23 protein-coding genes are annotated in these 24,470 nt (G+C 67.0%); 10 read left to right on the top strand and 13 right to left on the bottom strand.

Annotated features, from left to right (window positions below; all coding sequences use genetic code 11):
* The gene (locus MUG95_RS11645; RefSeq protein ID WP_247007700.1) at positions 1-183 is read right to left on the bottom strand and encodes a DUF7836 family putative zinc-binding protein; all 183 of its coding nucleotides are present in this window, start codon (positions 181-183) and stop codon (positions 1-3) included.
* Between the two features lie 146 nt (positions 184-329).
* Here MUG95_RS11645 and MUG95_RS11640 point away from each other — a divergent pair, with 146 nt between their 5' ends.
* Positions 330-2,153, top strand: coding sequence for a flippase-like domain-containing protein (locus MUG95_RS11640; protein ID WP_247007698.1), 1,824 nt, complete (start codon positions 330-332; stop codon positions 2,151-2,153).
* 15 nt (positions 2,154-2,168) lie between these two features.
* Here the strand turns inward: MUG95_RS11640 and MUG95_RS11635 are convergent, their stop codons facing one another.
* Positions 2,169-2,741, bottom strand: a complete 573-nt coding sequence (locus tag MUG95_RS11635; RefSeq protein WP_247007689.1) for a DUF84 family protein — start codon at positions 2,739-2,741, stop codon at positions 2,169-2,171.
* 137 nt (positions 2,742-2,878) lie between these two features.
* Between MUG95_RS11635 and MUG95_RS11630 the strand changes: the two genes are divergently transcribed.
* The 6 genes from MUG95_RS11630 to MUG95_RS11605 all read left to right on the top strand — a co-directional run bounded on the left by MUG95_RS11630 (position 2,879) and on the right by MUG95_RS11605 (position 9,188).
* Positions 2,879-4,192, top strand: coding sequence for a condensation domain-containing protein (locus tag MUG95_RS11630; protein ID WP_247007679.1), 1,314 nt, complete (start codon positions 2,879-2,881; stop codon positions 4,190-4,192).
* A gap of 80 nt (positions 4,193-4,272) precedes the next feature.
* Positions 4,273-5,592 carry a condensation domain-containing protein gene (locus MUG95_RS11625; RefSeq protein ID WP_247007665.1) on the top strand — a complete coding sequence of 440 codons (1,320 nt, stop codon included), beginning with the start codon at positions 4,273-4,275 and terminating at the stop codon, positions 5,590-5,592.
* A gap of 201 nt (positions 5,593-5,793) precedes the next feature.
* On the top strand, positions 5,794-6,756 hold the full coding sequence (locus MUG95_RS11620) for a transcription initiation factor IIB (protein ID WP_247007653.1): 963 nt from the start codon (positions 5,794-5,796) through the stop codon (positions 6,754-6,756).
* Positions 6,757-6,822: 66 nt separating this feature from the next.
* Positions 6,823-7,878: a DNA-methyltransferase gene (locus MUG95_RS11615; RefSeq protein WP_247007643.1), complete on the top strand. Its 1,056-nt coding sequence runs from the start codon at positions 6,823-6,825 to the stop codon at positions 7,876-7,878.
* A 171-nt stretch (positions 7,879-8,049) separates the two neighbouring features.
* The gene (locus MUG95_RS11610) at positions 8,050-8,748 is read left to right on the top strand and encodes a type I 3-dehydroquinate dehydratase (protein WP_247007642.1); all 699 of its coding nucleotides are present in this window, start codon (positions 8,050-8,052) and stop codon (positions 8,746-8,748) included.
* A gap of 26 nt (positions 8,749-8,774) precedes the next feature.
* A complete protein-coding gene (locus MUG95_RS11605; protein WP_247007639.1) occupies positions 8,775-9,188 on the top strand; it encodes a zinc ribbon domain-containing protein in 414 nt (137 codons plus the stop codon).
* Here MUG95_RS11605 and MUG95_RS11600 read toward each other — a convergent pair.
* From MUG95_RS11600 to trpC, 7 genes are all read right to left on the bottom strand, one after another.
* A complete protein-coding gene (locus tag MUG95_RS11600) occupies positions 9,185-10,702 on the bottom strand; it encodes an aldehyde dehydrogenase family protein (RefSeq protein ID WP_247007631.1) in 1,518 nt (505 codons plus the stop codon). The two genes, MUG95_RS11605 and MUG95_RS11600, sit on opposite strands and share 4 nt — an antisense overlap.
* An 83-nt stretch (positions 10,703-10,785) precedes the next feature.
* Complete coding sequence (locus MUG95_RS11595; RefSeq protein ID WP_247007624.1) at positions 10,786-11,952, bottom strand: 3-dehydroquinate synthase II; 1,167 nt, start codon at positions 11,950-11,952, stop codon at positions 10,786-10,788.
* Positions 11,953-12,112: 160 nt separating this feature from the next.
* Positions 12,113-12,919, bottom strand: a complete 807-nt coding sequence (locus MUG95_RS11590; protein WP_247007622.1) for a 2-amino-3,7-dideoxy-D-threo-hept-6-ulosonate synthase — start codon at positions 12,917-12,919, stop codon at positions 12,113-12,115.
* Between the two features lie 85 nt (positions 12,920-13,004).
* The gene (locus MUG95_RS11585; RefSeq protein ID WP_247007614.1) at positions 13,005-13,268 is read right to left on the bottom strand and encodes a hypothetical protein; all 264 of its coding nucleotides are present in this window, start codon (positions 13,266-13,268) and stop codon (positions 13,005-13,007) included.
* 32 nt (positions 13,269-13,300) lie between these two features.
* Entirely contained in the window at positions 13,301-14,176 is an 876-nt protein-coding gene (trpA, locus tag MUG95_RS11580; protein WP_247010485.1) for a tryptophan synthase subunit alpha, read from the bottom strand.
* A 27-nt stretch (positions 14,177-14,203) separates the two neighbouring features.
* Positions 14,204-15,457, bottom strand: a complete 1,254-nt coding sequence (gene trpB, locus MUG95_RS11575; protein ID WP_247007611.1) for a tryptophan synthase subunit beta — start codon at positions 15,455-15,457, stop codon at positions 14,204-14,206.
* A complete protein-coding gene (gene trpC / locus MUG95_RS11570) occupies positions 15,454-16,233 on the bottom strand; it encodes an indole-3-glycerol phosphate synthase (RefSeq protein ID WP_247007603.1) in 780 nt (259 codons plus the stop codon). Before trpC ends, trpB begins: the two co-directional genes overlap by 4 nt.
* 88 nt (positions 16,234-16,321) lie before the next feature.
* Between trpC and MUG95_RS11565 the strand changes: the two genes are divergently transcribed.
* Positions 16,322-16,792 carry an MGMT family protein gene (locus tag MUG95_RS11565; protein WP_247007601.1) on the top strand — a complete coding sequence of 157 codons (471 nt, stop codon included), beginning with the start codon at positions 16,322-16,324 and terminating at the stop codon, positions 16,790-16,792.
* On the opposite strand, the gene MUG95_RS11560 is transcribed toward MUG95_RS11565, so the two are convergent.
* Both MUG95_RS11560 and lonB read right to left on the bottom strand, forming a co-directional pair.
* The gene (locus MUG95_RS11560) at positions 16,789-17,637 is read right to left on the bottom strand and encodes a CPBP family intramembrane glutamic endopeptidase (protein WP_247007592.1); all 849 of its coding nucleotides are present in this window, start codon (positions 17,635-17,637) and stop codon (positions 16,789-16,791) included. The genes MUG95_RS11565 and MUG95_RS11560 overlap by 4 nt on opposite strands.
* Positions 17,638-17,640: 3 nt before the next feature.
* Positions 17,641-19,755, bottom strand: coding sequence for an ATP-dependent protease LonB (gene lonB, locus MUG95_RS11555; protein ID WP_247007590.1), 2,115 nt, complete (start codon positions 19,753-19,755; stop codon positions 17,641-17,643).
* A 166-nt stretch (positions 19,756-19,921) separates the two neighbouring features.
* Here lonB and MUG95_RS11550 point away from each other — a divergent pair, with 166 nt between their 5' ends.
* A complete protein-coding gene (locus tag MUG95_RS11550) occupies positions 19,922-20,443 on the top strand; it encodes a nicotinamide-nucleotide adenylyltransferase (protein ID WP_247007579.1) in 522 nt (173 codons plus the stop codon).
* Between the two features lies 1 nt (position 20,444).
* The gene (locus tag MUG95_RS11545) at positions 20,445-21,209 is read left to right on the top strand and encodes an SAM hydrolase/SAM-dependent halogenase family protein (protein WP_247007572.1); all 765 of its coding nucleotides are present in this window, start codon (positions 20,445-20,447) and stop codon (positions 21,207-21,209) included.
* Here the strand turns inward: MUG95_RS11545 and MUG95_RS11540 are convergent.
* Together MUG95_RS11540 and MUG95_RS11535 are read right to left on the bottom strand one after the other, a co-directional pair.
* Positions 21,206-21,721, bottom strand: coding sequence for a CinA family protein (locus tag MUG95_RS11540; RefSeq protein WP_247007563.1), 516 nt, complete (start codon positions 21,719-21,721; stop codon positions 21,206-21,208). The genes MUG95_RS11545 and MUG95_RS11540 overlap by 4 nt on opposite strands.
* 60 nt (positions 21,722-21,781) lie before the next feature.
* A complete protein-coding gene (locus MUG95_RS11535) occupies positions 21,782-24,184 on the bottom strand; it encodes a DUF5059 domain-containing protein (protein WP_247007561.1) in 2,403 nt (800 codons plus the stop codon).
* Positions 24,185-24,470 lie beyond the last annotated feature (286 nt).

Here is a 24,470-nt window from a genome sequence, read left to right as displayed (position 1 = left end):
TCAGTCGGTCAGTTCGCGGAGGACTTCGAGGTCGCGGTCGGTTCGCATGAACTCCGACAGCCGCCGGTCCTCGCCGCAGTCGGGACAGCTAAAGGACGCGTCGGGGCTGGGCAGGCCCGTCGGGTCGGCTTCCCAGTCTTTCAGACACTCGGGACAGACCAACTGAACGAACGCCTCGTTCATGGACGAGAGTGGGGTGCCGGGGTCGGAAAAGCCTCCGGGCGTTCCCAGTTCGGGAGAACGCCGGGTCGTCGTGACGGCCCCCTGTCGGGTCGGGCAGTTGTGACCTAACAGAAGGTACTTCTGTCGCGTGACGAAATGACCGAGCAATGAGACGCGGCGTCGAGGTGAGCGTCGTCCTCCCGGCTTACAACGAGGCCGACACCATCGAGGACACCGTCCGAATTACCCTCGAGACGCTCGCCGAGTTCCTCCCCGCGGACGCCTTCGAGGTCATCGTCGCGGAGGACGGCTGTGACGACGCGACACCCGAGATAGCCGCGCGGTTGGCGGCCGAGGACGAACGCGTCCGGCACGTCCACAGCGAATCGCGGCGCGGGCGGGGCGGGGCACTCGAGTACGCGTTCCGCGAGGCCCACGGCGGGACGCTGGTCTACTTCGACACCGACCTCGCCACGGACATGCGCCACCTCGAAGAGTTGGTCGAGAGTGTCCGGTCCGGGGAGTACGACTTCGCCACCGGGTCGCGGTGGGTTCCCGGACAGGAGGCCGACCGCCCGGCCAAGCGCGGGATTCCGAGCAGGGGGTTCAACCGTCTCGTCCGCCTGTTCCTGCGCTCTGACTTGCTCGACCACCAGTGTGGATTCAAGGCGTTCGACCGGACGGCACTGTTGGATGTCCTCGAAGACGTCGAGGACGACCACTGGTTCTGGGACACGGAGGTGTTGGTCCGGGCACAGCGGGCGGGCTACCGCGTCCGGGAGTTCCCCGTCGAGTGGGAACCGAAGGGCGACTCGAAGGTCGACCTCGTGCGGGACGTACTCGGGATGGGGAGCCAGATACTCCGGACGTGGTGGCAGGTCGCCGTGTCGCCACGGCTGACCCGCCGGGTGAACCTCGCGGCCGGGACCGGCCTCGTGCTACTCGCGCTCGTGTTGATGACGGTGTATCTCGACCCGACGGCCGTCCTCGCGGAGATGCGCGGGGCGTGGAACGCCCACCCCGAGTTGGTCGTCGCGTCGGCAGTCGTCTACCTACTCTCGTGGCCGCTCCGTGGCGCGCGGTACCGCGACATCCTCGCGGAACTGGGCTACACCGAGCGAATCGGCTTCCTGACGGGCGCGGTGTTCATCAGTCAGACCGGGAACCTCGTGTTCCCGGCGCGGGCGGGTGACGCCGTGCGCGCCTACGTCGTGAAGGCACGCCGGTCGATTCCGTACCCCTCGGGATTCGCCTCGTTGGCCGTCGAGCGCGTCTTCGACCTGCTGACGATTACGGCACTCGCCGGGACGGTCCTCGTCGGCTACGCCGTCCTCGACCCCGGCAGTCTCGCCTCGCTCGCGGCCGGGTTCACCGGGGCACGGGCCAGCGGCCGCGTCGCGGTCGCCGTCGCGGCGTTCGTCGGCGCGATGGCCATCGCCGTCACCGTCCTCATCGTCGCCAGCGCGCGCTCCGACCGAAACTACGTCCGGGCGGGGGTCGGCCGCCTGTCGACCGACTCCTACGCCGACTACGTGGCGGGCGTCATCGAGCAGTTCACCGGCGACGTGCAGCGCGTCACCGGGACGCCCGCCGCGTTCGCCCGCGTGGGCGCGACGAGTCTCGTCATCTGGACGCTCGACGTGGTGACCGCTGTCCTCGTGTTCGCCGCCTTCGAGGTCGACCTCGCGCCGGGCACGCTGTTGGCCGTCGGTTTCTTCGCCGTCAGCGTCGGCAACCTCGCCAAGGTCCTCCCGCTGTCGCCCGGCGGCATCGGCCTGTACGAGGGTGCGTTCTCGCTGCTGGTCGTCGCCCTCGTCCCGACTGTCGCGTGGGAGACGGCACTGGGGGCGGCCATCGTGGACCACGCGGTCAAGAACGTCGTCACCATCGCGGGCGGCCTCGTCGCGATGGCGTGGCTGAACGTCTCGCTGACGACCGCTGTCGAGGAGAGCCGCGAGGCAGAGGCGGAAGCGGCGGCGGAGACGGACTGATTCCCACGAAGGTTTTTATTCGTAGTGGTCGGTGACGAACGGGCCGAGAGCCGCGGCGACGGCCTGCACCAAGGCGTCTTCGCGGTCCACGATGCCGTCGGTGAGGAGGCCGATGGCTCCCTGTGTCGTCGCCACGTCCTCGGCACCGAGTACGTCGGCGAGGACGGGACTGAGTTCGTCGCCATCGCGGACGCGGGTGGCGACGGTTTCGGGGAGGCGGATGCTCGGCCCGGCACCGCGAGTCGTGCGGGTACCGTCGGCGACGGCGGCCCACATCACGAGGTACAGGTCCGAAGACCCGGCGATGACGGCCACGTCGTCGGCCCATCCCCTGTCGCCCGCCGAGGCACGGCGGAGTTCCGCGACGCCGCCCTCGATGCCGACGCCGAAGTCGACGCCCGACCCGAACGCCAGTGCTGCTTCCGCGCGGTTCTGCGCGCCGGCGATTGTCTGGGCGTGCCCGCGTGGCTGTTCGGGGACACTGGGGTCGACATCGACCGCTTCGACCTGTCCCTCGATTCGTCCCGCGAGTGCCCGCTCCGTCGCCGACACCTTCACCGGGTTCTCCGTACCGACTGCGACGCGCATACCCGCCCAATTGTGTCTCCGTGACTTGATAATTTCGCCCAGCGACCGGGCGGAAGGCACGAGACATGCGAGGGATGCGATTTATGAGGTAGCCGGCCATCAAGCGTTGATATGTGGGATACGGTTGGGGGTGACGTGTGGTGACGACGAGTGTTCCGTTTACCGTACTCGACGAGGCAGTCCACCACATAGAGGAATCGTTCGCGCCGTGGAACATCCAGATAGAGGTCGGGACGGCCGAGACCATCGACGTCGACCGACTCGAAGAGGCGGCGGTCGCTGCCTGTACCGCCCACCCGCTCGCGCGGGCCAGACGGCGGCCGTGCAACCTCGGTGACACGCAGTACGAGTGGGAGATTCCCGACGACGCGGGAGAGGTCCCGGTCGAAGTCGTCGACGCCGACGACGACCTCGATGCGGCCCGAACCGAGTTCTACGGCCGGTCGTTCGACCTGACTGCGGAGTCGCCGGTCCGACTCTCGGTGGTCCGCGGTGCTGGCCGCGAGGGTGGCGACCTGCTGATGGTGGCCGTCAGCCACGCCGCCGCAGACGGGGTCGGCGCGGTCCGCATCGCTCGCTCGGTCTGTCAGGCCTACCGCGGCGAGACGCCCGACGGCGACACCCTCCCGCTCGAAGAGTCGCGTGCGGCTCTCGACGACATCCGCCCGTCGTCGCTCGTCGAGCGCGCTGACCTGTTCGGGACCCTCGCAGGAAAACTCGGGGACACCGTCGACAGGCCGACGCGCATCGCCGAGGACGGTGGCACCAGCGGGGACGATTGGGGCTTCGTCCACCGGACGCTGGACGAGGACCTCACCGAAATGCTCGTCTCCGGCCGGCCCGACGGCGTCTCGGTCAACGACGTGTTGCTCGCCGCACTCCACCTCACCATCGCGGAGTGGAACGAGAGCCACGGGAAATCGGCTCGGAAGATAACGACGATGGTCCCGGTCAACACCCGCCCCGAGGAGTGGTTCTACGAGGTGGTCGGGATGTACGCGCTGTTCGGGAGCGTCGGGACGCGCTCCCGTGACCGCCGGGACCCGGAGACGGCCCTCGAACGTATCGCCGAGCAGACGACCGAACTCAAGGAGCGCGACCAAGCCGCCGCGTACTACGAGGTGTTGCAGATGATTCCGCCGGGCACGCCCGTCAGCCTGAAGCGGCAACTCCCACACCTGCTCCGGGGCATCGGCAGCGGACTGATGGATACGGCCGCGCTGTCGAACCTCGGCCGAGTGCCGGACGGGCCGTCGCTCTCCGCGGACGGGAACGACTCGCTGTGGTTCTCCCCGCCGTGTATGTCCGCGCTACCGCTCGGCATCGGCGTGGCGACGACCAACGGGGCGGTTCGGCTCTCGTTCCGCTACACGGCGCGGCAGTTCGACGCGGACGCCGCGTCGCGGTTCGCCGACTACTACGTCGGAACGGTGCGGACACTCGTCGGCTAGAACCGACGCGACCAGTTCGTTTTATTTGCCACCGGTGGCTGACAGTAAGATATGGGGGCAGTTACTGGGGGCGTCGTGCGATGACCACGACAGTCCCGTTCTCGCTGATAGAGGAGTCAGTGTATCACATCGAGCAGGCGTACACGCCGTGGAACATGCAGGGCGAGTTCGAGACGTCCGAGACGGTGGACATGGACCGCCTCCGCGAGGCAGCGGTCGCCGTCGCCGAGGCGTTCCCGATGGCGCGAGCACACCGCCAGCCGAGCAGTCTCGCGGACTACGAGTACGTCTGGGAGATAGCGGACAGTGTCGACACGGAGGACGTGGTCGTCCGTGAAGTCGACGGCGAAGAGACGGACCTCGAAACCGCCCAGAACTGGATGTACAACCGCCTGTTCGACCTCACCGAGGAGTTCCCGTTCCGCGTGATGGTGGTCCGGGGTGAGGGACTGAACGGCGGTGACCGACTGCTGTTGAGCGTCAACCACGTCGCCGCCGACGGCGTCGGTCTCCTCCGCATCGCGCAAGCACTCTGTACGGCGTACCGCGGGAACGAGCCGCACGGGAGCATGATTTCGTTCGAGGACTCGCGGGACCTGCTCGAAGACATCCGCCCGTCGACGCTCCCCGACCGACTCGACCAGTTCGGGTCCGTGGCCGGGCGGCTGAAAGACTTCATCAACTCACCGACCCGAATCGCGCCGGACGGCGGGAGTAACCGCGACGGGTGGGGATTCGCCCGTCGCCGCCTCAGCGAAGACCTGACCGACCGCCTCGTGTCCGACCGGCCCGAGGGCGTCTCGGTCAACGACATGCTCCTCGCCGGTCTCCACCTCGCAATCGAGGAGTGGAACGACGACCACGACAAGTACTCCGGGAAGCTGAGTACCATGATGCCGGTGAACCTCCGCCCCGAGGAGTGGTTCTACGACGTCGTCGGGATGTACTCCATGTTCGAGAGCGTGGAGACACACAGTCGTGACAGGCGGTCACCGGGGCGAACGGTCGAAACCATCGCCGAGCAGACGACCGAGCTCAAACAGCGCGACCGGGCCGCCGCGCTCTACGAGGTATTGAAGATGCTGCCACCCGGCGTCCCGCTCGGCCTGAAACAGTTGCTTCCGGAACTCCTGCGCGGCCCCGGGCAGCGGTTCCTCGACACGGCACTGCTGACCAACCTCGGCCGCCTCCCGATGGTCCCCTCCCTCGCCGAGGACGCGGAGGAGGAGATTTGGTTCTCTCCACCGACGTGGCGCGGGACGCCCATCGGCGTCGGCGTGGCGACGTTCGACGGGCAGGTCAACTTCTCGTTCCGCTATCGCCGGGACCTGTTCGACAGCCCCGGTGCCGCGGAGTTCGCCGACTACTTCGTCGAGAACGTCGAGCGAACCATCGAGTGAGCGGCGGGTGTCGTGTCACCCCGTACCACCATATTAATACGACCTTCGGAGTGCCGGAAACAGGTGTATCGTCGGCGTTACGCCGCGAACTCGTTCCGAAGACGGAATATTTAAATATCTTTCGTCGCAATTCGTGTGCTACCGACGATTGTCCGGGGTTTCTCAGGTCGAACCTGCCCGGATAGCATCCGCCTTCGACCAATGAGCGAGAACACGAGAGCGCGAACGCGCACGACGGAAGAGACGAACGAGGAGAGTTCCGAGCAGACCGCCTGTCCCGAGTGCGGTGGGACACTCCTCATGGACGACGAACACGGCGAGACGGTGTGTGACGACTGCGGCCTCGTCGTCGAGGAAGGTGAAATCGACCGCGGGCCGGAGTGGCGTGCGTTCGACGCCAGCGAGAAAGACGAGAAGTCCCGCGTCGGTGCCCCCACCACCAACATGATGCACGACAAGGGGCTCTCGACCAACATCGACTGGCGCGACAAGGACGCCTACGGCAACTCCCTAGGCAGTCGCCAACGCCAGAAGATGCAGCGACTGCGCAAGTGGAACGAGCGGTTCCGGACCCGCGACTCGAAAGAGCGCAACCTCAAGCAGGCACTCGGCGAAATCGACCGCATGGCCTCCGCCCTCGGCCTCCCCGAGAACGTCCGCGAGACTGCCAGCGTCATCTACCGCCGCGCGCTGGACGAGGACCTCCTCCCCGGCCGCTCCATCGAAGGTGTCTCCACGGCGTCGGTGTACGCCGCCGCCCGACAGGCCGGCGTCCCCCGGAGTCTCGACGAGATTACCGACGTGTCCCGCGTCGAGAAGAGCGAAATCGCCCGGACGTACCGCTACGTGGTCCGAGAACTCGGGTTGGAGGTCCAGCCCGCCGACCCCGAGAGTTACGTGCCGCGCTTTGCCTCGTCGCTCGAACTCTCCGACGAGGCCGAACACCGTGCCCGTCAACTCCTCCAGAACGCCAAAGAGCAGGGCGTCCACTCCGGGAAATCGCCCGTGGGACTGGCCGCCGCCGCCGTCTACGCCGCCGCCCTCCTGACCAACGAGAAGACGACCCAAGCCGCCGTCAGCGAGGTGGCCGACATCAGCGAGGTCACCATCCGCAACCGCTACCACGAACTCTTAGAGGCAGAGCAAGACCTGCCGATGGCCTGACAGCGCGTCGTCACCGATTCTGCGGCAGTCGTAACCCTCTAGAGGCGGCCGTCCGTGGACCGTCGCATGCAGACAGAGCACCGGGTCGTCGTCGGCGACGCCCGGGAGATGGCCGCCCTCGACGACGACAGCGTCGACCTCGTCGTCACGTCACCGCCATACCCGCTCATCGAGCAGTGGGACGACACCTTCACCGGTCTCGACCCGGCCATCGGCGAGGCCCTCGACGCGGACGACGGCGAGCGTGCCTTCGAGGCGATGCACGACGTGCTGGACACCGTGTGGGCAGAGGTCGTCCGGGTTCTCCGGCAGGGCGGCATCGCCTGTGTCAACGTCGGGGACGCCACCCGGTCCGTCGACGGTGAGTTCCGCCTGTGGCCCAACCACGCAGAGGTCGTACGCCGCCTCCGCGAGCGTGGCCTCTCCTCGCTGCCGGGTCTCCTCTGGCGCAAGCCGACCAACAGTCCCACGAAGTTCATGGGGTCGGGGACGCTCCCGCCCAACGCCTACCCGACGCTGGAACACGAGCACGTGCTGCTCTTCCGGAACGGGTCGACCCGGCGGTACCCACCCGGCGACGACCAGCGATACGAGAGCGCGTACTTCTGGGAGGAACGCAACGAGTGGTTCTCGGACCTCTGGGAAATCCCCGGCGAGGACCAACGGCTCGGCGGCGATGGCAGTGTCGCCCGCGAACGGTCGGGTGCCTTCCCGCTCGAAGTCCCACTCCGCCTGATACGGATGTTCTCGACGTACGGTGACACCGTACTCGACCCGTTCTGGGGGACTGGGACGACCACGGCGGCGGCGATGGTCGCCGCCCGCGACTCCGTGGGCTACGAACTCGACGAGGGATTCCGGGCGGCCTTCGGGGGAACCGTCGACGAGGTACCGGCACTGGCCGACGAGCGGACTGCGACCCGACTGGCGGCCCACCGCGAGTTCGTCGCACAGCGCCGGGCGGCCGGCGACGAACCGGCCTACGAAGCCGAGTACTACGACTTCCCTGTCGTCACGAAACGCGAGCGGCAGGTCCGCTTCTACACCGTCGCCGACGTGTGCGAGCGCGACGACCCCACAGACGACAGGTACGTCGTGACCCACGAGCCATTCGAGGGGTAGGTCACCGGGCACGAACCTGCCGTGACGGTGGGGAACTTTTCACACTGTCCGTGGATGCGGTGCCATGGCCAGTGTCGTCTGGCAACTCGTGCTGTACGTCGGGTTCGTGACGAACCTAGTCGCCGCGGTCCAGTAAGACAGGTTTTTGTCGGGACTCGTCGGAATTGCGGTATGGACTTCGAGTCGTTCGTGCTCGCGGCGAGCACGGCCGATCTCGGCGAGGAACCGGCGGCCCGCGAACACGCCGACGCTATCGAGTTCAGGATGGACCTCGCCGAGGAGCCACTCGCCGCACTGGCGGACTACGACGGGGAACTGCCGATACTCGCCACCAACCGCGCCGCGTGGGAGGGCGGCGAGGCCGAAGACGACGAGCGACGCCTCGACACGCTCTGTACCGCCTGCGAGTACGAGGCGGTCGAAGCAGTCGACGTGGAACTCGCCGCCGTCGCGGACGAGGACGCGCGGTTCGTGCTGGACCGTGCCAGCGACCACGGCGTCGCGACGGTCGTCTCGGCACACGACTTCGACGGGACACCACCCGCACCCGAACTGCGCCAACTCCTCGACCAGGCCTGTCGGCACGGTGACGTGGGGAAACTCGCCGTCACCGCGGCCGACGAGGACGACGTACTGGAGTTGCTCGCGGCGACCCGCGCCTCGACGAAGGGGGGCGACGCCGTCGCCACGATGTCGATGGGGGAGGTGGGTCGCCACTCCCGTGCCGTCGCGCCGGTGTACGGCTCGAAAATCGGCTACGCGCCGGTGGACCCTGCCGACGCCACGGCACCCGGTCAGTACGACCTCGCGACTCTCAGACGGCTGGTAACGACCCTCTCGTCGGATGAGACGGGCGAAACACAAGGTTGAAACCGGTTGTCATACATCTCACGGGCGTGCAACGGACGGCGCGCAAGCGGCCGTGGCTCGCGGCACTGCTGGCTCTGGCTTATCCGGGGCTCGGACACGTCTACCTCCGGGAGTGGGCACGCTCACTGCTGTGGTTCGGGCTGGCTCTGCTGACGGCGTCGCTCCTGATACCGCCGTCGGCCGTGCCCGAGACGGTGACACTCGATTCCCTCTCACAGATGGCGAGTACCCTGCCGCTGACGACGACGCTGGCACTCGGCGTAGTCACGGGTGCGAGTACTGTCGACGCTTACTGGCAAGCCAGCCGAGCGAACGAGCGACACCGGCAGGAAGCCGCGGGGACGACGTGTCCCGACTGCGGCCGGGACGTGGACGAGGACCTCGATTTCTGTCACTGGTGTACTGCTCCCCTCCGGCCAACGAACGACCGCGACGCCTAGAACGGGAACGTCCGCTGTTCCCGCTGGACCGATATCCACTTCTCCTCGGTCAGTTCACGCATGATGGCGTCGCCGTGGAACCGGCCGATACCCGAGGCCTTCATCCCACCGAAGGGGACGTTCGGCTCCTCGTGAATCGGCTGGTCGTTGATGTGGACCATCCCCGCGTCGATAGCGTCGGCCACGTCCTCCGCGCGATTGCGGTCACCCGACCAAACCGACGCCGCCAGTCCGTACTCCGTGTCGTTGGCCAGTTCGATGGCCTCCTCGTCCGAGGAGACGGGGATAACCGGCGCGACAGGGCCGAAGTGTTCGTTACAGGCCGCGGCCATGTCGTTGTCCACGCCCGAGAGGACCGTCGGCGCGACGACCAGCGAGTCCTCGACACCGTCGAGTTCGACCGTCTCGCCGCCGGTCTCCAGCGTCGCTCCGGCTTCGACGGTCCGCTCGACGTAGTCGAGTATCTCCTCGCGCTGGGACTCGTTGACGATGGGACCGACGATGGTGGCTTGGCTGTGGGCACTCCCGGTCGGCACCATCTCGGCTTTCTCCACCAACCCTTCGACGTACTCGTCGTAGACGTCCTCGTGGACGAGGTGGCGGTTGATGGAGATACACACCTGCCCCTGATGGGAGAACGACCCGAACGCGCTCCCCGAAATCGCGTTGTCGAGGTCCGCGTCGTCCAGCACGACGTTGGGTGCGTTCCCGCCGAGTTCCATCGCCGGGAACGCCAGCGAGTCGACGGCCTGCTTTGCGACCCGTTTGCCCACCGGCGTCGAACCGGTAAAAGCCACCACGTCCACGTCGGGGTGGCCGGCCACGCGGTCCCCGATGTCCGAGCCGCGACCGGTGACGACGTTGACCAGCCCCGACGGCGCGCCCGCCATCTCGAACAGGCGGGCGATGACGAGGCCGCTGGTCACGGGCGTCTCGGAGGCGGGCTTGATGACCACGCCGTTGCCGAGGGCGACTGCCGGTGCGACTGCGCGAATCGAGAGGTGTAGCGGGAAGTTCCACGGCGGGATGACGGCGACGACGCCGGCCGGTTCGCGCTTGACGAGGTTCTCCTTGCCCGCGATGTCGGACTCGCGTACGTCGCCACCGGCGCGGAACGGGAACGTCGCGGCCTCGGACACGTCGTCACGGGCCGTCGAGAGTTCGACGTTGCTCTTCAGCGGCGCGCTCCCCGATTCGGTGACGAGTAGGTCCGTCAGTTCGTCCTCGTACTCTTCGAGCAGTGCGAGTACGTCCCGAAGGAGCGTCGCCCGTCGTTCGGGTGGCTTCTCGGCCCACCGCTCCTGTGCCCGACTCGCCGCGGCGTAGGCGTCGTCGACGTCTGCGACGGTCCCGGCGGGGACCCGCGTCCACTCCTCACGCGTGGAGGGGTCGGTTACGGCGATTGTCTCGCCGTCGCCGGGGCCGCGCCACTCCCCGTCGACGTACGTGCGGTTCCAGTCCGCGTCTGCGGACACGTCCGGTGCTGATCGTTCGGCTCCTGTCGGCTGTGACATCAACCGAACGTCGTTTCGGAGCGGCAAAAGCCTGCGGCCCGCGAACCCTTTAGTGATTACACCTCCCGAGCCCCAAAGTGTCGTTACTTCTCGATGATGCTCTCGTCGACTGCCTCGCCGAAGTGCCGGGCAGTGTCTTCGTAGTAGACCTTGATTCGGTCACCGACTTCGAGGTCCGTGACCGCCTTGCGGCCGCCCTCGCTGGCGACTTTGATCGTCTCGGCGTTCTGCAGCAGCGTCTCGATGCGGTCCCCGGATTCGGTTTCGGCCTGCACCCGGAACATCGGCCGCTTCTCTATCTTCACGCGGCCGACGATGGCCTCGCGGGTGTTGCCGTCCAAGTCGACGACCTGTACCTCGTCGCCGCTCGACAGTTCCGAGAGGTACTTCGTCTCGCCGCCGGGCGTGCGGACGTAGGCGTGGACCGCGCCGGCGTTGACCCGGAACGGCCGGGAGGCGACGTAGGGCGACTCCGCGGTTTCGGCGTGGACGAAGAAGAGCCCGCGGCTCATCGACCCGACGAGCATCCCCTCGTCGTGGTCCATGAGGTTGCCCGTGTCGACGCAGACGCGGTCGGCGGACCCGGTCTGTTCGATGGCCGTAATCTCTGCCTCTTGGAGGTCGATTGACTCGCGTTGGGTCTCGTCGCGGACCGCCACCGTCTCGCGTATCTCGTCCGGGTCGTCCGTGTCGAGCAGGACGCCGTCGGCACCCAGTTCCAGCGTCTCGAAGGCGGTCCGTGCCTCCGCTGCGGTCTGGACGCCCGCGATGAGGTCCGTCTCCTCGCCGATACGCGCGATGAGGTTCTCCAAGGGGATTATCTGCCAGTCCTCGCCGATGACGATGGTGTACTCGGCTTCGTCGGCGACCGCTTCCGCGAAGGCCTCGTAACTCTCGTTCAGGATGCGGACGTACCCGCCCTGCGTCCCGTCGCCGTCCGCCCGGAGCGTCGAGAGGTCAGCCGACCCCGAGAAGTCCGCCGGGAGGTCGACGGTGCCGTCGCCCTCGCCATCCTTGCCGACGACGGCGGCGTCGGCGTCGCTCTCGTCGGCTTCCGCCTCCATGACGTGTACGTCGCCGTTGCGGAACGCCGCGATGTTGACCTGTCCGAGTTCGCGCACTCGCTCGACGTCTCGGTCGTCGACCAGCACCCAGTCGACACCCGCTTCCAGCCCCGCTGTGATGCGACGCTTGCGCGCCTCCCAGTCGCCGACTTCGTCGTCGGCTTTCAGCCATACGGAACGTGTCATGTGAACCCGGTCGGTGCCACCGGGCTTGAATATGGCGGACGCTCCCCGGTCGGCAAAGACGAAACATTACTCTCGGACCACGGTCGTTCGGACGGGTCCGCTCGCCCGCGTCGGGTCGTTCGAACCCGTCGAACAGTCCGCGCCGTCGCGTCGGCCGCGCTCAGGCCTCAACCGGCAGTCCGGCCTCGCGGGCGGCCTCTTCGGCGGTGGCGTCGTCGTGGATGACCGCGGCGACGCCCGCCGTGATGGCCTCGGGGTCGTCGTGCTGGAAGATAGAGCGGCCCATCGAGACACCGGCCGCCCCGGCGTCCATCGCCCCGCGGACCATCTCCAGTGTCTCCTCGTCGGTCCCTTTCGACCCGCCGGCGATGACGACGGGCAGCGACGTTGCCTCCACGACCCGCTCGAACGTGTCCGGGTCACCGCTGTAGGACGTTTTCACCACGTCCGCGCCGAGTTCCTCGCCCAGTCGGACGGCGTGGGCGAGCGCGTCCGCGAACGCCTCGGAGTCCTCGGTGTCGATGTCCGGGCCGCGCGCGTAGGTCATGGCGAGAACCGGCATCCCGTACTTCTCGGCCTCGCTCGTGACCTCGGCGAGGTCGGCTATCTGTTCGCGTTCGTACTGGCTCCCGACGTTGATGTGGAAGGAGACGGCGTCGGCACCGACGCGGATGGCGTCCTCGACGGTGCCGGTGCGTCGCTTGTCGTTCTCGTCCGGGCCGATGGCCGTCGACCCGTTGAGGTGGACGATGTAGCCCGCGCCGTTCTTGTTGTCGTGGACTCGCGATGCGATGCCTTTCTGGGTCAACACCGCGTCGGCCCCGCCGCGCGTGATGGCGTCGATGGTCGACTCGATGTCCTGCAGGCCGGTGACCGCGCCCAGTGTGATGCCGTGGTCCATCGGGACGACGAGGTACTGCCCTCCTGTCCCGATTCGCTCCAAACGCGCCGATGTCCCCGTGCTCATAGTATGGAAGTCTGTAGCAAGAGACGGTTATTTGTGTTCCGGTTGTGGCCAGTCCCAGCGACGGGGGATGACCGACGGGACGGCCTCAAATACGCCACAGGTACCGCTGCCAGACCCGCCGGGCCGCGCGTGTCAGCGGGAACGGCCTCTCCCCGCGCATCGCCGCGACGAAGCCGACGACCGACCCCAGCGCGAGCGCGACCCCGGCGGCGGCGAGGACGGGCCACAGACCCGACAGTGCCCCGACGAACAGGCCGATCTCGTGTACCACCGAGGCGAACACCAACGCCGGGACTATGGCGTCCACCAAACCCAAGAGCGCGTACCCGAGCAGACGGCCGACGGTCATGTACTGGCCCGCGCCCGCCCGGCGAAAATAGCTTACCCCTCGTCGGTGGCGACGGCGTGGTCCTCGCGTCGCCGCTCCCAGCCGTCGAGCGCGCCCGCTTTCAGTTCCCGCGCCTTCGCCGCCAGTCGGTCCGCCACCGCCTCGACCGCATCGCCGTTCTCGTGGCCCTCTGCGACGATGTCGACCAGTGCCGACCCGACGATGACGCCATCCGCACCGGCCGCGACGATGCGCTCGGCGTGGTCGCCAGTCTTGATGCCGAACCCGACGGCCTTGGGAACGTCCCAGTCGTCGAGTCGTCCGAGGCTCCCCGCCGTCTGGTCGCTCACGTCGTCACGCGCCCCAGTGACGCCGAGGCGGGCCTGCACGTAGACGTACCCGGAGGTCAGGTCCATCAGCCGTGCCAATCGCTCTTCTTCCGTCGTCGGCGCGACGATGAACACCAAATCGAGGCCGAACTCGTCGCAGGCCGCCCGGAGCGGGTCGGCCTCCTCGGCCGGCAGGTCCGGAACGACGAAGCCCGTCAGTCCGGCCTCGGCAGCCCGCCGGACGAACGGCCCCGGCCCCCGCTCGCTCGCGGTTTCACCGCTCGCATTCGAGGCTGAAGCCTCGCTCTGCCCGTACTGGTAAATCAGGTTGTAGTAGGTCATGCACACGAGGGGCACGTCCACGTCCAGTTCCTCGACGAACTGGAAGTAGCGGTCGGGGGTCATGCCACCCTCCAGTGCGCGGACGATGGCCCCCTGAATCGTCGGCCCCTCGGCGATAGGTTCCGAGAACGGGAGGCCGAGTTCGATGACATCGGCACCGCCGCGTGCGAGTGCCTCGACGTAGGCCTTCGAGGCGTCGTAGTCGGGGTCACCGGCCGCGAGGTACGGGACGAAGGCAGGTTCGTCCCGCTCGAACACCGCGCCGAGTCGGTCGTTGTTCGCCACTCACATCCCCCCGTGCATGCCGTCGAAGACGCTCATGTCGACTGCCGTCTCGAGGTCACGCTGTGCCGTCTCCTCGATGACCGTTTCGAGGTCCTTGTCGCCCCGGCCGGAGACGTTGACGATGGTCACGTCGCCCACGTCCTCGTGGTCCTCTTCGAGGTAGCCGAACGCGTGGGCCGTCTCCAGCGCGGGGATGATACCCTCGTCCTGCGAGAGGCGGTGGAACGCTTCGAGCGCGGTGTCGTCGTCGACGTTGACGGGCGTGACCCGCCCCTCGTCGACGAGGTGTGCGAGTTCCGGGCCGACGCCCGCGTAGTCCAGTCCCGCCGAGACGCTGTGGGACTCCATGATTTGGCCGTCCGAGTCCTGCAGGAGTTTGGTCCGCGCACCGTGGAGGACACCCTCGTCGCCGGTCGAGAGCGACGCGGAGTTGGGCGCGACGCCCTCCGTTTCGTCGACCGAGAGCGACGAGCCACCGGCCTCGACGGCGAACAGGTCCACGTCGTCGTCGCCGACGAAGTTGTGGAAGGCACCCATCGTGTTCGACCCCCCACCGGCACAGGCGATGACGGAGTCGGGCAGACGGCCGGTCTGTTCCTGTACCTGCTCGCGGGCCTCCTCGGAGATGACAGAGTGGAAGTCACGGACCATCACCGGGAACGGGTGCGGGCCGACGATGGACCCGATGACGTAGTGGGTGTTCTCGACGGTGGTCGCCCAGTCCCGCATCGTCTCGCTGATGGCCTCCTTCAGCGTTCCACGGCCGACCGTCACGGGGTTGACTTCCGCACCGTTGATGCGCATCCGGAAGACGTTGGGCCGCTGGCGGTTGATGTCCGTCTCGCCCATGTAGATTTCACAGGGCATGTCCAGATGGGCGGCGGCCATCGCCGTCGCGGTGCCGTGTTGGCCCGCACCCGTCTCGGCGATGATTCGCTCCTTGCCCATGTACTTCGCCAGCAGGACTTGCCCGAGCGCGTTGTTCAACTTGTGTGCCCCGCCGTGGAGCAGGTCCTCGCGCTTGAGGTACACGTCCGTATCGTAACGCGCCGAGAGTTGGTCGGCGTACTGGAGCGGGAGGGGGCGGCCCCCGAAGTCCCGCAGTCGCTCGCGGAACTCGTCCACGAAGCCGTCCTCGTTGTTCAGCACGTACCGCTCGTACGCGTCCGTCAGTTCCTCGATGGCGGGCATCAGTGCCTCCGGCACGTACTGCCCGCCGTACTCTCCGAACTTCCCCGATTGTGTGTCGCTCATGAGTTGCCCTCCGCGTTCGTCAACCGCGCCGTGTTCGCCCGTACGTCCCCGTCCATGATGGCACTGCCGACCAGCAGACCGTCGGCTCCGGCGTCCCGCATCCGCCGCACGTCCCCGACAGTCGAGATGCCACTCTCTGCGAGGAGCGTCACGTCCGCTGGCGCGCCGGGTGCCACCGACTCGAAGGTCCCGAGGTCCACGTCCAGTTGCGCGAGGTCGCGGTTGTTCACACCCACGATTGCGGCTCCGGCGTCAAGTGCCTGCTGGAGTTCCGCGCCGTCGTGGACCTCCACGAGGACCTGAAACCCGCGTTCACGCGCCGCCGCGAGCATCGTCGAGAGGTCGTCGGCGTCCTCGTCCTGCAGGAACCGCGCGATGAGCAGGACCACGTCCGCCTCGACGGTGTCCAGTTGCGCCTCGCGCAGGAGGAAATCCTTCCGTAGAACCGGCACGTCGACGGCCGCCCGAATCCGTGCCAGTGCCTCGGGTGAGCCGCCGAAGTGTTCGGGTTCGGTCAGCACCGACAGTGCCGCCGCGCCACCGGCGACCATCTCCTCGGCGAGTGCGACGGGGTCGTCGTCGCGTTCGCCCTCGGTGGTCGGACTCGTCGGCTTGACCTCCACTATCATCGGCACGCGCCCGTCGGCTTCGGCGGCCGCGAAGGCGTCGGGGAGCGACCGCGCGTCGACCGAGACGCGCTCGTCGCCGCCGCCACGCTCGCGGGCCGCCGCGAGTATCGACGCGACCGCCGGGGCGATATCCTCACTAGCGTCCATTACTGTACATTAACGAACTCATTTGCACATAAGACTTGCGTCACGTGGGCAACTAACGTTCAAGAGCTAGACGGCCGTTGCTCTGTACATGACCAGTGACAGCGGCGTGGCCGGAATCTTCGCCCGCGAGATGCCGGCACTCGACCGGTACGTCCAGCTCGGCGTCGCACAGGGCCGCGTCATCTCCGTGTCCTTCCCCGAGGTGCCCGAGGACGACGCCGAAGACGCCCACGAACTGCTCGACCGCATCGAGGCGTACGTCGAGGGCGTCGAGGACGGCTTCGACGACGTGACCGTCGCTCTCACCCTCCCGACCGACCGGCGGGGTGTGTTGGAGACGGTCCGGGAGATTCCCTACGGCACGAGTGTCGGCGTCGAGGAACTGACGCGGATGACGCCCGGACTGGACGCCGACGACGCGGACGACCGACGACTCGTCCGAGAGGCACTCGCCGAGAACCCCGCACCACTGTTGGTACCGGACCACCGCGTTCGGAACGGTCCCAGTGGGGCACCCCCCGACGTGGAACAGACGCTCCGGCGGGTCGAGGGACTCTAGTCGCCCCATTCGATGCCGAGCAGTTCGTGAACGACGAACTCCAACGCGTTCACGAGGTAGTGGGCGACGAACACGACCAGAAAACTGCCGGTGAGGATAAACGCACCGGCGAGGACGAACCCGAGCGACCCGGTGACGACGATACCGACCCGGCCCTGCGCGCCGTGCCCCAGCGCGAACGCGAGCGACGAGACGACGGCCATCGCCCACGGCGAGACGGCGAACCCGGCCGTCGTCGCCCCGACGACGGCCGCCCGGAAGATGAACTCCTCGACGCCGGCGACGATGGGGAGGACGACCAACAGGAGCGTCAGCCAGCCACGGGTGGTGTCGGGCGAGAGCATCGACCGCAGGCGCTCGTCGTACTCGACGCCTATCGCGTCGGCACTCGCCGCGCCGATTTCGTTCGCGGCGTACAACGTGATGCCCAGTGCCACCCCGACGCCCAGTGCCGGGAGGCCGGTACTCAGCGGGGCGGCCGTGACGCCGAACGCGCGTAGCGGCATCTCCGTGTACCACGCGGCCGCCAGCAGGAGGCCGCCGAACAGCCCCTGCGTCAGCGCGACGTTCGCCAGCAACGCGCCCGGCGAGAGCGTGCCGTGGTCACCGGCGACCGTCTCGTGTGCCGGCGGCGGGGCCTGTAGGTCCTCGGCACCGACCGCCGCCGTCGGGTCTGGGTGTTCGAGTCGGTGGGTGTCGTCGGCCGTCCCGCTGGCGGGGCGGGGGGTCGGGTCCGCGTCCGCCCGGCCGTCGGAACGGACGACCGTCTGTGAGGCACGAGCGAGCAGCAGTAAGAGCGTGAGGACGACGCCGGTCAGGCCGACGAACAGTCCCCACTGCGGCACGGCTTACTGGGGGCTCGGACTGCCGCCCGAGCGGCCGACTTCGCGCTGTTCCAGCGCCTTGCCGGTGATGTTCTTCAGGCGGTCCACCAGCGAGTCCTTCTCGGGTTCGCCCGCGAGGGCGACTTCCAGCACTTCGCTGATGTGGGAGACGGGGATGATTTCGATCATCTCCTCGTACTCCTCCTCTATCATCACGTCCTGCTCGTTGGCGGCCGGGATGATGACCGTGTCGAGCCCGGACTTCGCGGCGGCTTCGATTTTGTGGGTCACGCCGCCGACGGGCAGCACGTCGCCACGGACCGACAGCGACCCGGTCATGGCGAGGTTCTGCTCGACGGGGACGTTCTCCAGCGCGGAGATGACGGCGGTGGCGACCGTAATCGAGGCCGAGTCGCCGTCGACACCGCCCTCACCGGCCTGCACGAACTGGATGTGGACGTCCCGTTCCGTAATGTCCTCGTCGCTGAACTTCTTGATGATGGCCGAGACGTTCTGGACTGCCTCCTGTGCCATCTCTTTCAGTTGGCCGGTGGCGATGACCTCGCCCGGGCCTTGCGAGGGCGTCACCTCGGCCATCACGGGGAGGACGATACCGGAGTCCTCGCCCATCACGGCCAGCCCGTTGACGCGGCCCACCACGTCGCCCGAGGCGACGGTGAGTTCGTAGTCCTTGCGCCGGTCGATGTAGTTGTCCGCGAGCTGTTGCTCGATGGACCGGGACCGACGCTTGGCTTCGAGCACGTCCTCGCGCTCGGTGAACTCCTTGTCCTCTGCGCGTGCGATGTCGCCCGCGACGCGGACCAGCCCACCGAGGTCACGGAGCTTCAGGGTGAGGTGTTCCTTCCGCCCGGCGCGGCGCTGGGCTTCGAGGATGAGCTCCTGAACTGCGTCGGCAGAGAAGTGCGGCAGCCGGCCGTCTTTCTCGACCTCTTGGGCGATGAAGCGGGCGTACTTCCGGCGCATCTCCGGCGTGTCGTCGATGGTGTCGTCCATGTACACCTCGTATCCGTAGCCCTTGATACGGCTCCGGAGCGCGGGGTGCATGTTCTCCATCGCGTCGAGGTTCCCCGCGGCTATCATGATGAAGTCACAGGGGACCGGTTCTGTCTGGACCATCGCGCCCGAGGAGCGCTCGGACTGGCCCGTGATGGAGAACTTACCCTCCTGAATGGCCGTCATCAGCTTCTGCTGGCTGCGGATGTCGAGCGTGTTGATTTCGTCGACGAACAGCACGCCCTTGTTGGCCTTGTGGATGGCACCCGGCTCCACCCGGTCGTGGCTGGGCGTCTCCATGCCGCCGGACTGGAACGGGTCGTGGCGAACGTCGCCCAGCAGCGCGCCGGCGTGGGCACCGGTCGCGTCCTCGAACGGGGCGGTCTTCTGGTCGGCGTGGTTGACCAGCAGGTTCGGAATCATCGCGTCGTTGCCCCGCGAGCCGTAGCGGAAGGCGAGGTAGATGACACCCGCCGCGAGGATGCCCAGCAGCGGTTGCTGGACGATGAGCAGCGAGTAGCCGATGACGATGGCGATGATAATCCACATCAGGAAGCTCCGCATCTGGTTGCGCTTGCGGGCCTCCTCCTTGTGGGCCTCGACTATCTGGTCGCCCTTCCCGGCCGGGACCGTCCGGACCTTCGGCTCGTTGCCGTCGTCGGGGTTGTGGTAGACGAGAACGTCCTGTAGCTCCTCTTTCGGGAGGAGTTGGCTCATCGCCTTCGCCAGCATCGACTTCCCGGTCCCGGGAGAGCCGATCATCATGACGTGGCGGCGTTGCTTGGCCGCTTTCTTTACCACGTCTCTCGCGTGGTCCTGCCCGATGACTTGGTCGACGAGTCGGTCGGGGACTTCGATGTCCTCTGTGGACTGGATTTCGAGGCCGCCCAACAGGTCGTCCTCCGCGTCCTCGTTTACGTCTGCCTGTATTTCGACTTCGCTCCCGAGGTCGTCGATGGAGCCGTCGCTCCCCTCGGGGACCGTCGGGTCGTCGCCCGTGTCCGGGTCGTCGGGGACGCCGTCGCCCGACTCACCAGGGGCCTCGACCTCGTCGGCCGTGGCGTCGTCGATCGGGTCTCGCACCCCCTCGTTGGGGTCGTCGTCTGTGTCCGTATCGTTGCTCATAGAACCGTTGCTACTGTCAGAACCGAAGGGCTGTCGACTGATATACTTTCTCCCCCCTCGCCCCCCTGAAACGTCGGGAAACCGCACGACAGCGTCCCGTCAGACGGAATCTGGAGACGCCGGGGAGACTCGTCGGCTTTATCAAACTGGTGACGTAGGTTGATGTATGACACGGGGGTTCTACATCGGTCGCTTCCAACCGTTCCACGACGGCCACGACGAGATGGTCGCGCGGATTGCCGAGGCCGTCGACGAACTCGTCGTCGGCATCGGGAGTGCCGACGCCTCCCACACCGTTCGCAATCCGTTCACTGCCGGGGAGCGAATCATGATGCTCTCCAGAGTTCTCGAACACGTCGACACCCGCACCTACGTCGTCCCCATCGAGGACATCGAGCGCAACTCCGTCTGGGTCAGCCACGTGAAGTCGATGTCACCCGACTTCGACGTGGCCTTCTCGAACAACCCACTGGTCGTCCGCCTCCTCGAAGAGGCCGGCATCGAGGTCCGCCAGTCGGAGATGTACAAACGCGACGACCTCAAGGGGTCGAAGATACGTCGGCGCATGATAGCCGGGGAGGACTGGACGCATCTGGTCCCCGCGGAAGTCGTCTCCGTCGTCGAAGAAGTCGACGGGGTCGAGCGTCTCCGGGCGGTCGCGAGCGACGACGTCGGCGGCGAGGACTGACATGTTGACGCTGAGTTCTGACTTCGGGTCGCCGTACCCCGCGGCGATGAAGGGTGCCATCCTCCAGCGGACGGACACTCGACTCGTGGACGTTGCGCACGATTTCCCCCGGCAGGACGTGCGGGCGGCCGCGTTCTGGCTCCGGGAAGTCCTGCCGTACTTCCCGCCCGCCGTCCACCTCGTCGTCGTCGACCCCGGCGTCGGTACCGACCGCGCCGCCCTCGCCGTGCGGGCGGGCGACCACGCCCTCGTCGGCCCGGACAACGGCGTCCTCCGACCGGTAGCCCGCGAACTCGCCGGCGAGGCCGAGGTGGAGGCGTTCGAGATTACGGTCGAGGACCCGGACAGTGCGACGTTCCACGGCCGGGACGTGTTCGCGCCCGCCGCCGCGCGGGTCCACGAGGCCGGCGTCGGCGCGTTCCACGAACGCGCCGAGTTCACCCCGACGGACGACGTGGTTGACCGCACGTTCCCCGAGGCGACTGTCGCGGACGACGCGGCGACGGGGGAGGTGTTGGTCGTCGACGGGTTCGGCAACGCCGTCACGAACGTCCCGGGCGACGTACTCGTGGACGCGTTCGGCGGGACGGTCACAGTCGACGGCGAGAGCGCGCCCACACGCAGGTACTACGCCGCCGTCGACGCCGGGGAGCAACTCGTCACCGTCGGGAGCCACGGTAACGTCGAACTCGCCGTCAACCGGGGCCGCGGGGACGAGGCGTTCGGCGTCGACGTGGGCGATACGGTCACAATCGGTACCGACTAGTCCCGCCCCTCAACCCGGTCAAGCAGCATCGAAAGTGCTTGGCGGGCGATGTGTTCTTTGACCTCGACCCGCGAACCCTGGAACCGATAGTGCTCGACGGCCGTCACATCGGTACCGTTCTCTCGGCCGGCGTGCGCGACGCCGATGAAGACGGTTCCGACTGGGTGGTCAGCACTGTCACGCTCGGGGCCGGCAACGCCAGTCGTCGAGAGTCCCCACGTCGTATCGGCGATGTCGCGGGCCGCCTGTGCCATCTGCCGGCCGACCGGTTCGGACACCGCACCGTTGGCGTCGAGTGCCTCACTGGTGACACCCAGAACCTGTCGTTTCGCCTCGGCGGTGTAGGTCACGTACGAACGGTCGAAGTAGTCGCTCGACCCAGGTACGTCCGTCACGAGCGACGCGACCAATCCACCGGTACAGGATTCGGCGACGGCTAGCGTCTCGTCGCGTCGTTCCAGTACGTTCCCCACCTTCGTCTCGGGCAACGACTCGGCTCTAAACTGGCTCATGTATGAGGCCACGATACCGACGGAATTGAATCCCGGGGACGGTGGCTGTTTAGCCGATGCTTACTCGACGACGACAGTACCGACCATGCCGGCCGCCTCGTGTGGCGTACAGAAGTACCCGTGCGTACCGGTCGTCTCGAACGTCTTCACGTAGGCCTCACCGGACTGAACGGCACCCTCGCCGTTCTCCCAGCCCTCACGGGCGGCTTCCTCTGAGCCGAACCCGCCGGAGGCCCAGTAGTCGGCGTCGGCAGGAATCTCGTCTTCGTACGCCACCACATTGTGCGCTTCGCCGCCGACGTGTTTCCACGCGACAGTATCTCCCTGCGAAATGGTGATTTCCTCGGGTTCGAACGCTACTGCGGTCATGTCGACCACGTGGTCGGCATCGTCGGGAACGCCCTCGACGACGTTTGGCCCACCTTCGAGCTCCGTCTCGGTCGTACCCTGGCCACTTTCAGCGTTCGCCTCGACCGGTGCCTCATCGGGCGCGCCGGCGACGGCGAACTGCGCTTGCAGGGTCGCGTCGGCGTACTGGCCAGCAGCCGTCTGTACGTCGCCGCCGGAGTCAAGCGTCTCGACGTACGAGTCAAGTGCCGCCTCGTAGGACTCGTAGGCGTCGGTATCAGCCGCTTCGAGCATGTCGTGGACGGCCGCGTTCTCGAAGTGCGCGAAGACGTTCTGGACGAACTGTGTTCCGCCGGACCCCCCGCTTCCCGCCGCGACCACGGCGTACCCGGCGTCGGTCGCACGCGCAGTAGCGGTCTCCAGTGCGTCCGTCGCGCCGTCGGTCCCGAGGCTGTTCTGGAGGCTCTCTACTGCCCCCTCGAAGGCTTCGTAGGTCTCGTGGTCTGCCTCCTCGATTGCCTCGTGGAAGCCACCCGCACCGGCCTCGAAGTGACCGAATGCCTCCGTCGCGACCGTCTGGGCACGCTCCGTCGCTCCGAGTTGGTCCAGCACGACGGCGTCCCGAAGGCGTGCAGTGATGTACCCGCTCTCGACGCCGCTGACGACCGGCCGTGACCCTAGTGCCGTCTCGAAGCTTAGGAGTGTGTCGCGGATGCCTTCGACGTGAGTCGTGGCCGCCTCATCGTTCTCGTTCTGGAAGGCTTCGATGAGGGCCGTCAGGTGTTCGTCCTCGAACGTCTCGTAAAGTTCCCCGTCGGTCTCTTCGAGTGTCTCGTGAAAGCCACTGGCGTCGGCCTCGAAGTCCGCGAACACGTTCTGAGCGATTTCCGCCGCCCGCCCGGGCGCGCCGCGTTGATACCGCTCGTATGCATCTTCGATTCTCGTCTTGGTGTACCCTGCTTCGAGCAAGGCAGACTGGTCATCCGACGCGAGAGCTGTGATACCGCTTCTGACGCCGTCTTCGACTGTCCCGACGGCCTCGGTCACGCCGGCGTCTTCGCCGTTCTCGATGGCACCACTGAGCGTTTCAAGTCCGCCCTCGAATGATTCGTACGCATCGTGGTTGGCTTCTTCAAGCGGGTCGTGGGCACTAGCTGTCTCGAACCGTCCGAGTGCCCGCTGGACGAGTGCCCCAGCAGCCGCCTCGTTTCCAGCCTCGTAGAGCCACTGTGCGTCCCGTGCGGTCGCCCTGTAGTCGTTCAGTGCCGCCGCATGAGCGTAAGACTGTGAGGGGCCGCCGAGGCGGCCGAGTGCCGCACCGTCCCAGCCACGGGCCTGCAGCGCGGCCATGTGTCCGGCACCTGCGACCGAATCGCCCGCGAGCGCGTGCAATCCTTGCGTTGCCGCACCGAATGCCTCGTGTGCCGCGCTGATGGACGCCTCGGAGTCTGCTCCGACGTTCTCGGCGGCACGGTCCATCGCGTCGACGAACTGGTCCGCTGCCGCTTCGTCTACCTCGGCGACCATCTCGTAGTGTTTCTCCTCGAACTTGTCTCCAATTTTAGACATTTCGTGCTCGGCGTCGTCGTCGACCCCGAGTGCGACCAGCAGTGCTGCGTCCTCGGCGTGTGTCCCCATGACGAGCATCGACAGTTGCTTGACCGTCTGCTCGTTCGTCTTCGCAGTCTGTGCCTCCTTGAGGTGTCCGTCGGCCGTCTTCATCGCGTCGTGGGCACCGTCGAGGTTCTCGGCTTCGAGTTCTGTCCGAAGGGTTCCGAGTGCGTCCTCGAACCCCTCGTAGCTCTCCTCGCTGGTCTCTTCGAGGGCCTCGTGAGCGTTGTGTTGCCCGGAGGCAGTCTCGAACCGCTCGAAAATATCGCCGACGACAGTCGCTCCGGCGGCGAACTCTCCGGCGTGGCCCAAAATAACCGGGTCCCGCAGTCGCGTCCGAATGGCGTTCCACTCGGAGACCACACCGATATCCGTCGCGCTTGCGTCCACCTGTGTCGATGCTCCCCCATTTTCGCCGCCGTTCAGTGCTGCACAGCCGGAGAGCGCGACGCCCGCGACTGCGGCCGATGCCGTTCGTAGCCAGTTTCGTCTCGTCTGCTCCATATTTTTAGGTCTACCTAAAGCATGTAAATCTCTTACGAATCTTAGGCGGGCCTAAAAATACGGAGGTTCAGCGTCGTCTACGGGCTGTACGCAGGTATTGGACGCTACGACGGGTGAAACAGAAGGAGTGCGTGTCCCGGTTGACCACGTGCGACTCACCAGCGCGCACGCTGCGTCGGGGTTCGGTGCGGACACACCACAACATCACCGCCGTCAACAGGGTCGTTGAGTGAAACCGTCCGTCCAGTCGTCGTTTGCCCGGCGGCACCCAAAGCGATGTAGCTGT

It is taken from the genome of Halorientalis litorea (assembly GCF_023028225.1).
GTDB lineage: Archaea > Halobacteriota > Halobacteria > Halobacteriales > Haloarculaceae > Halorientalis > Halorientalis litorea.
This window is presented reverse-complemented; position numbering and strand designations above follow the sequence as displayed.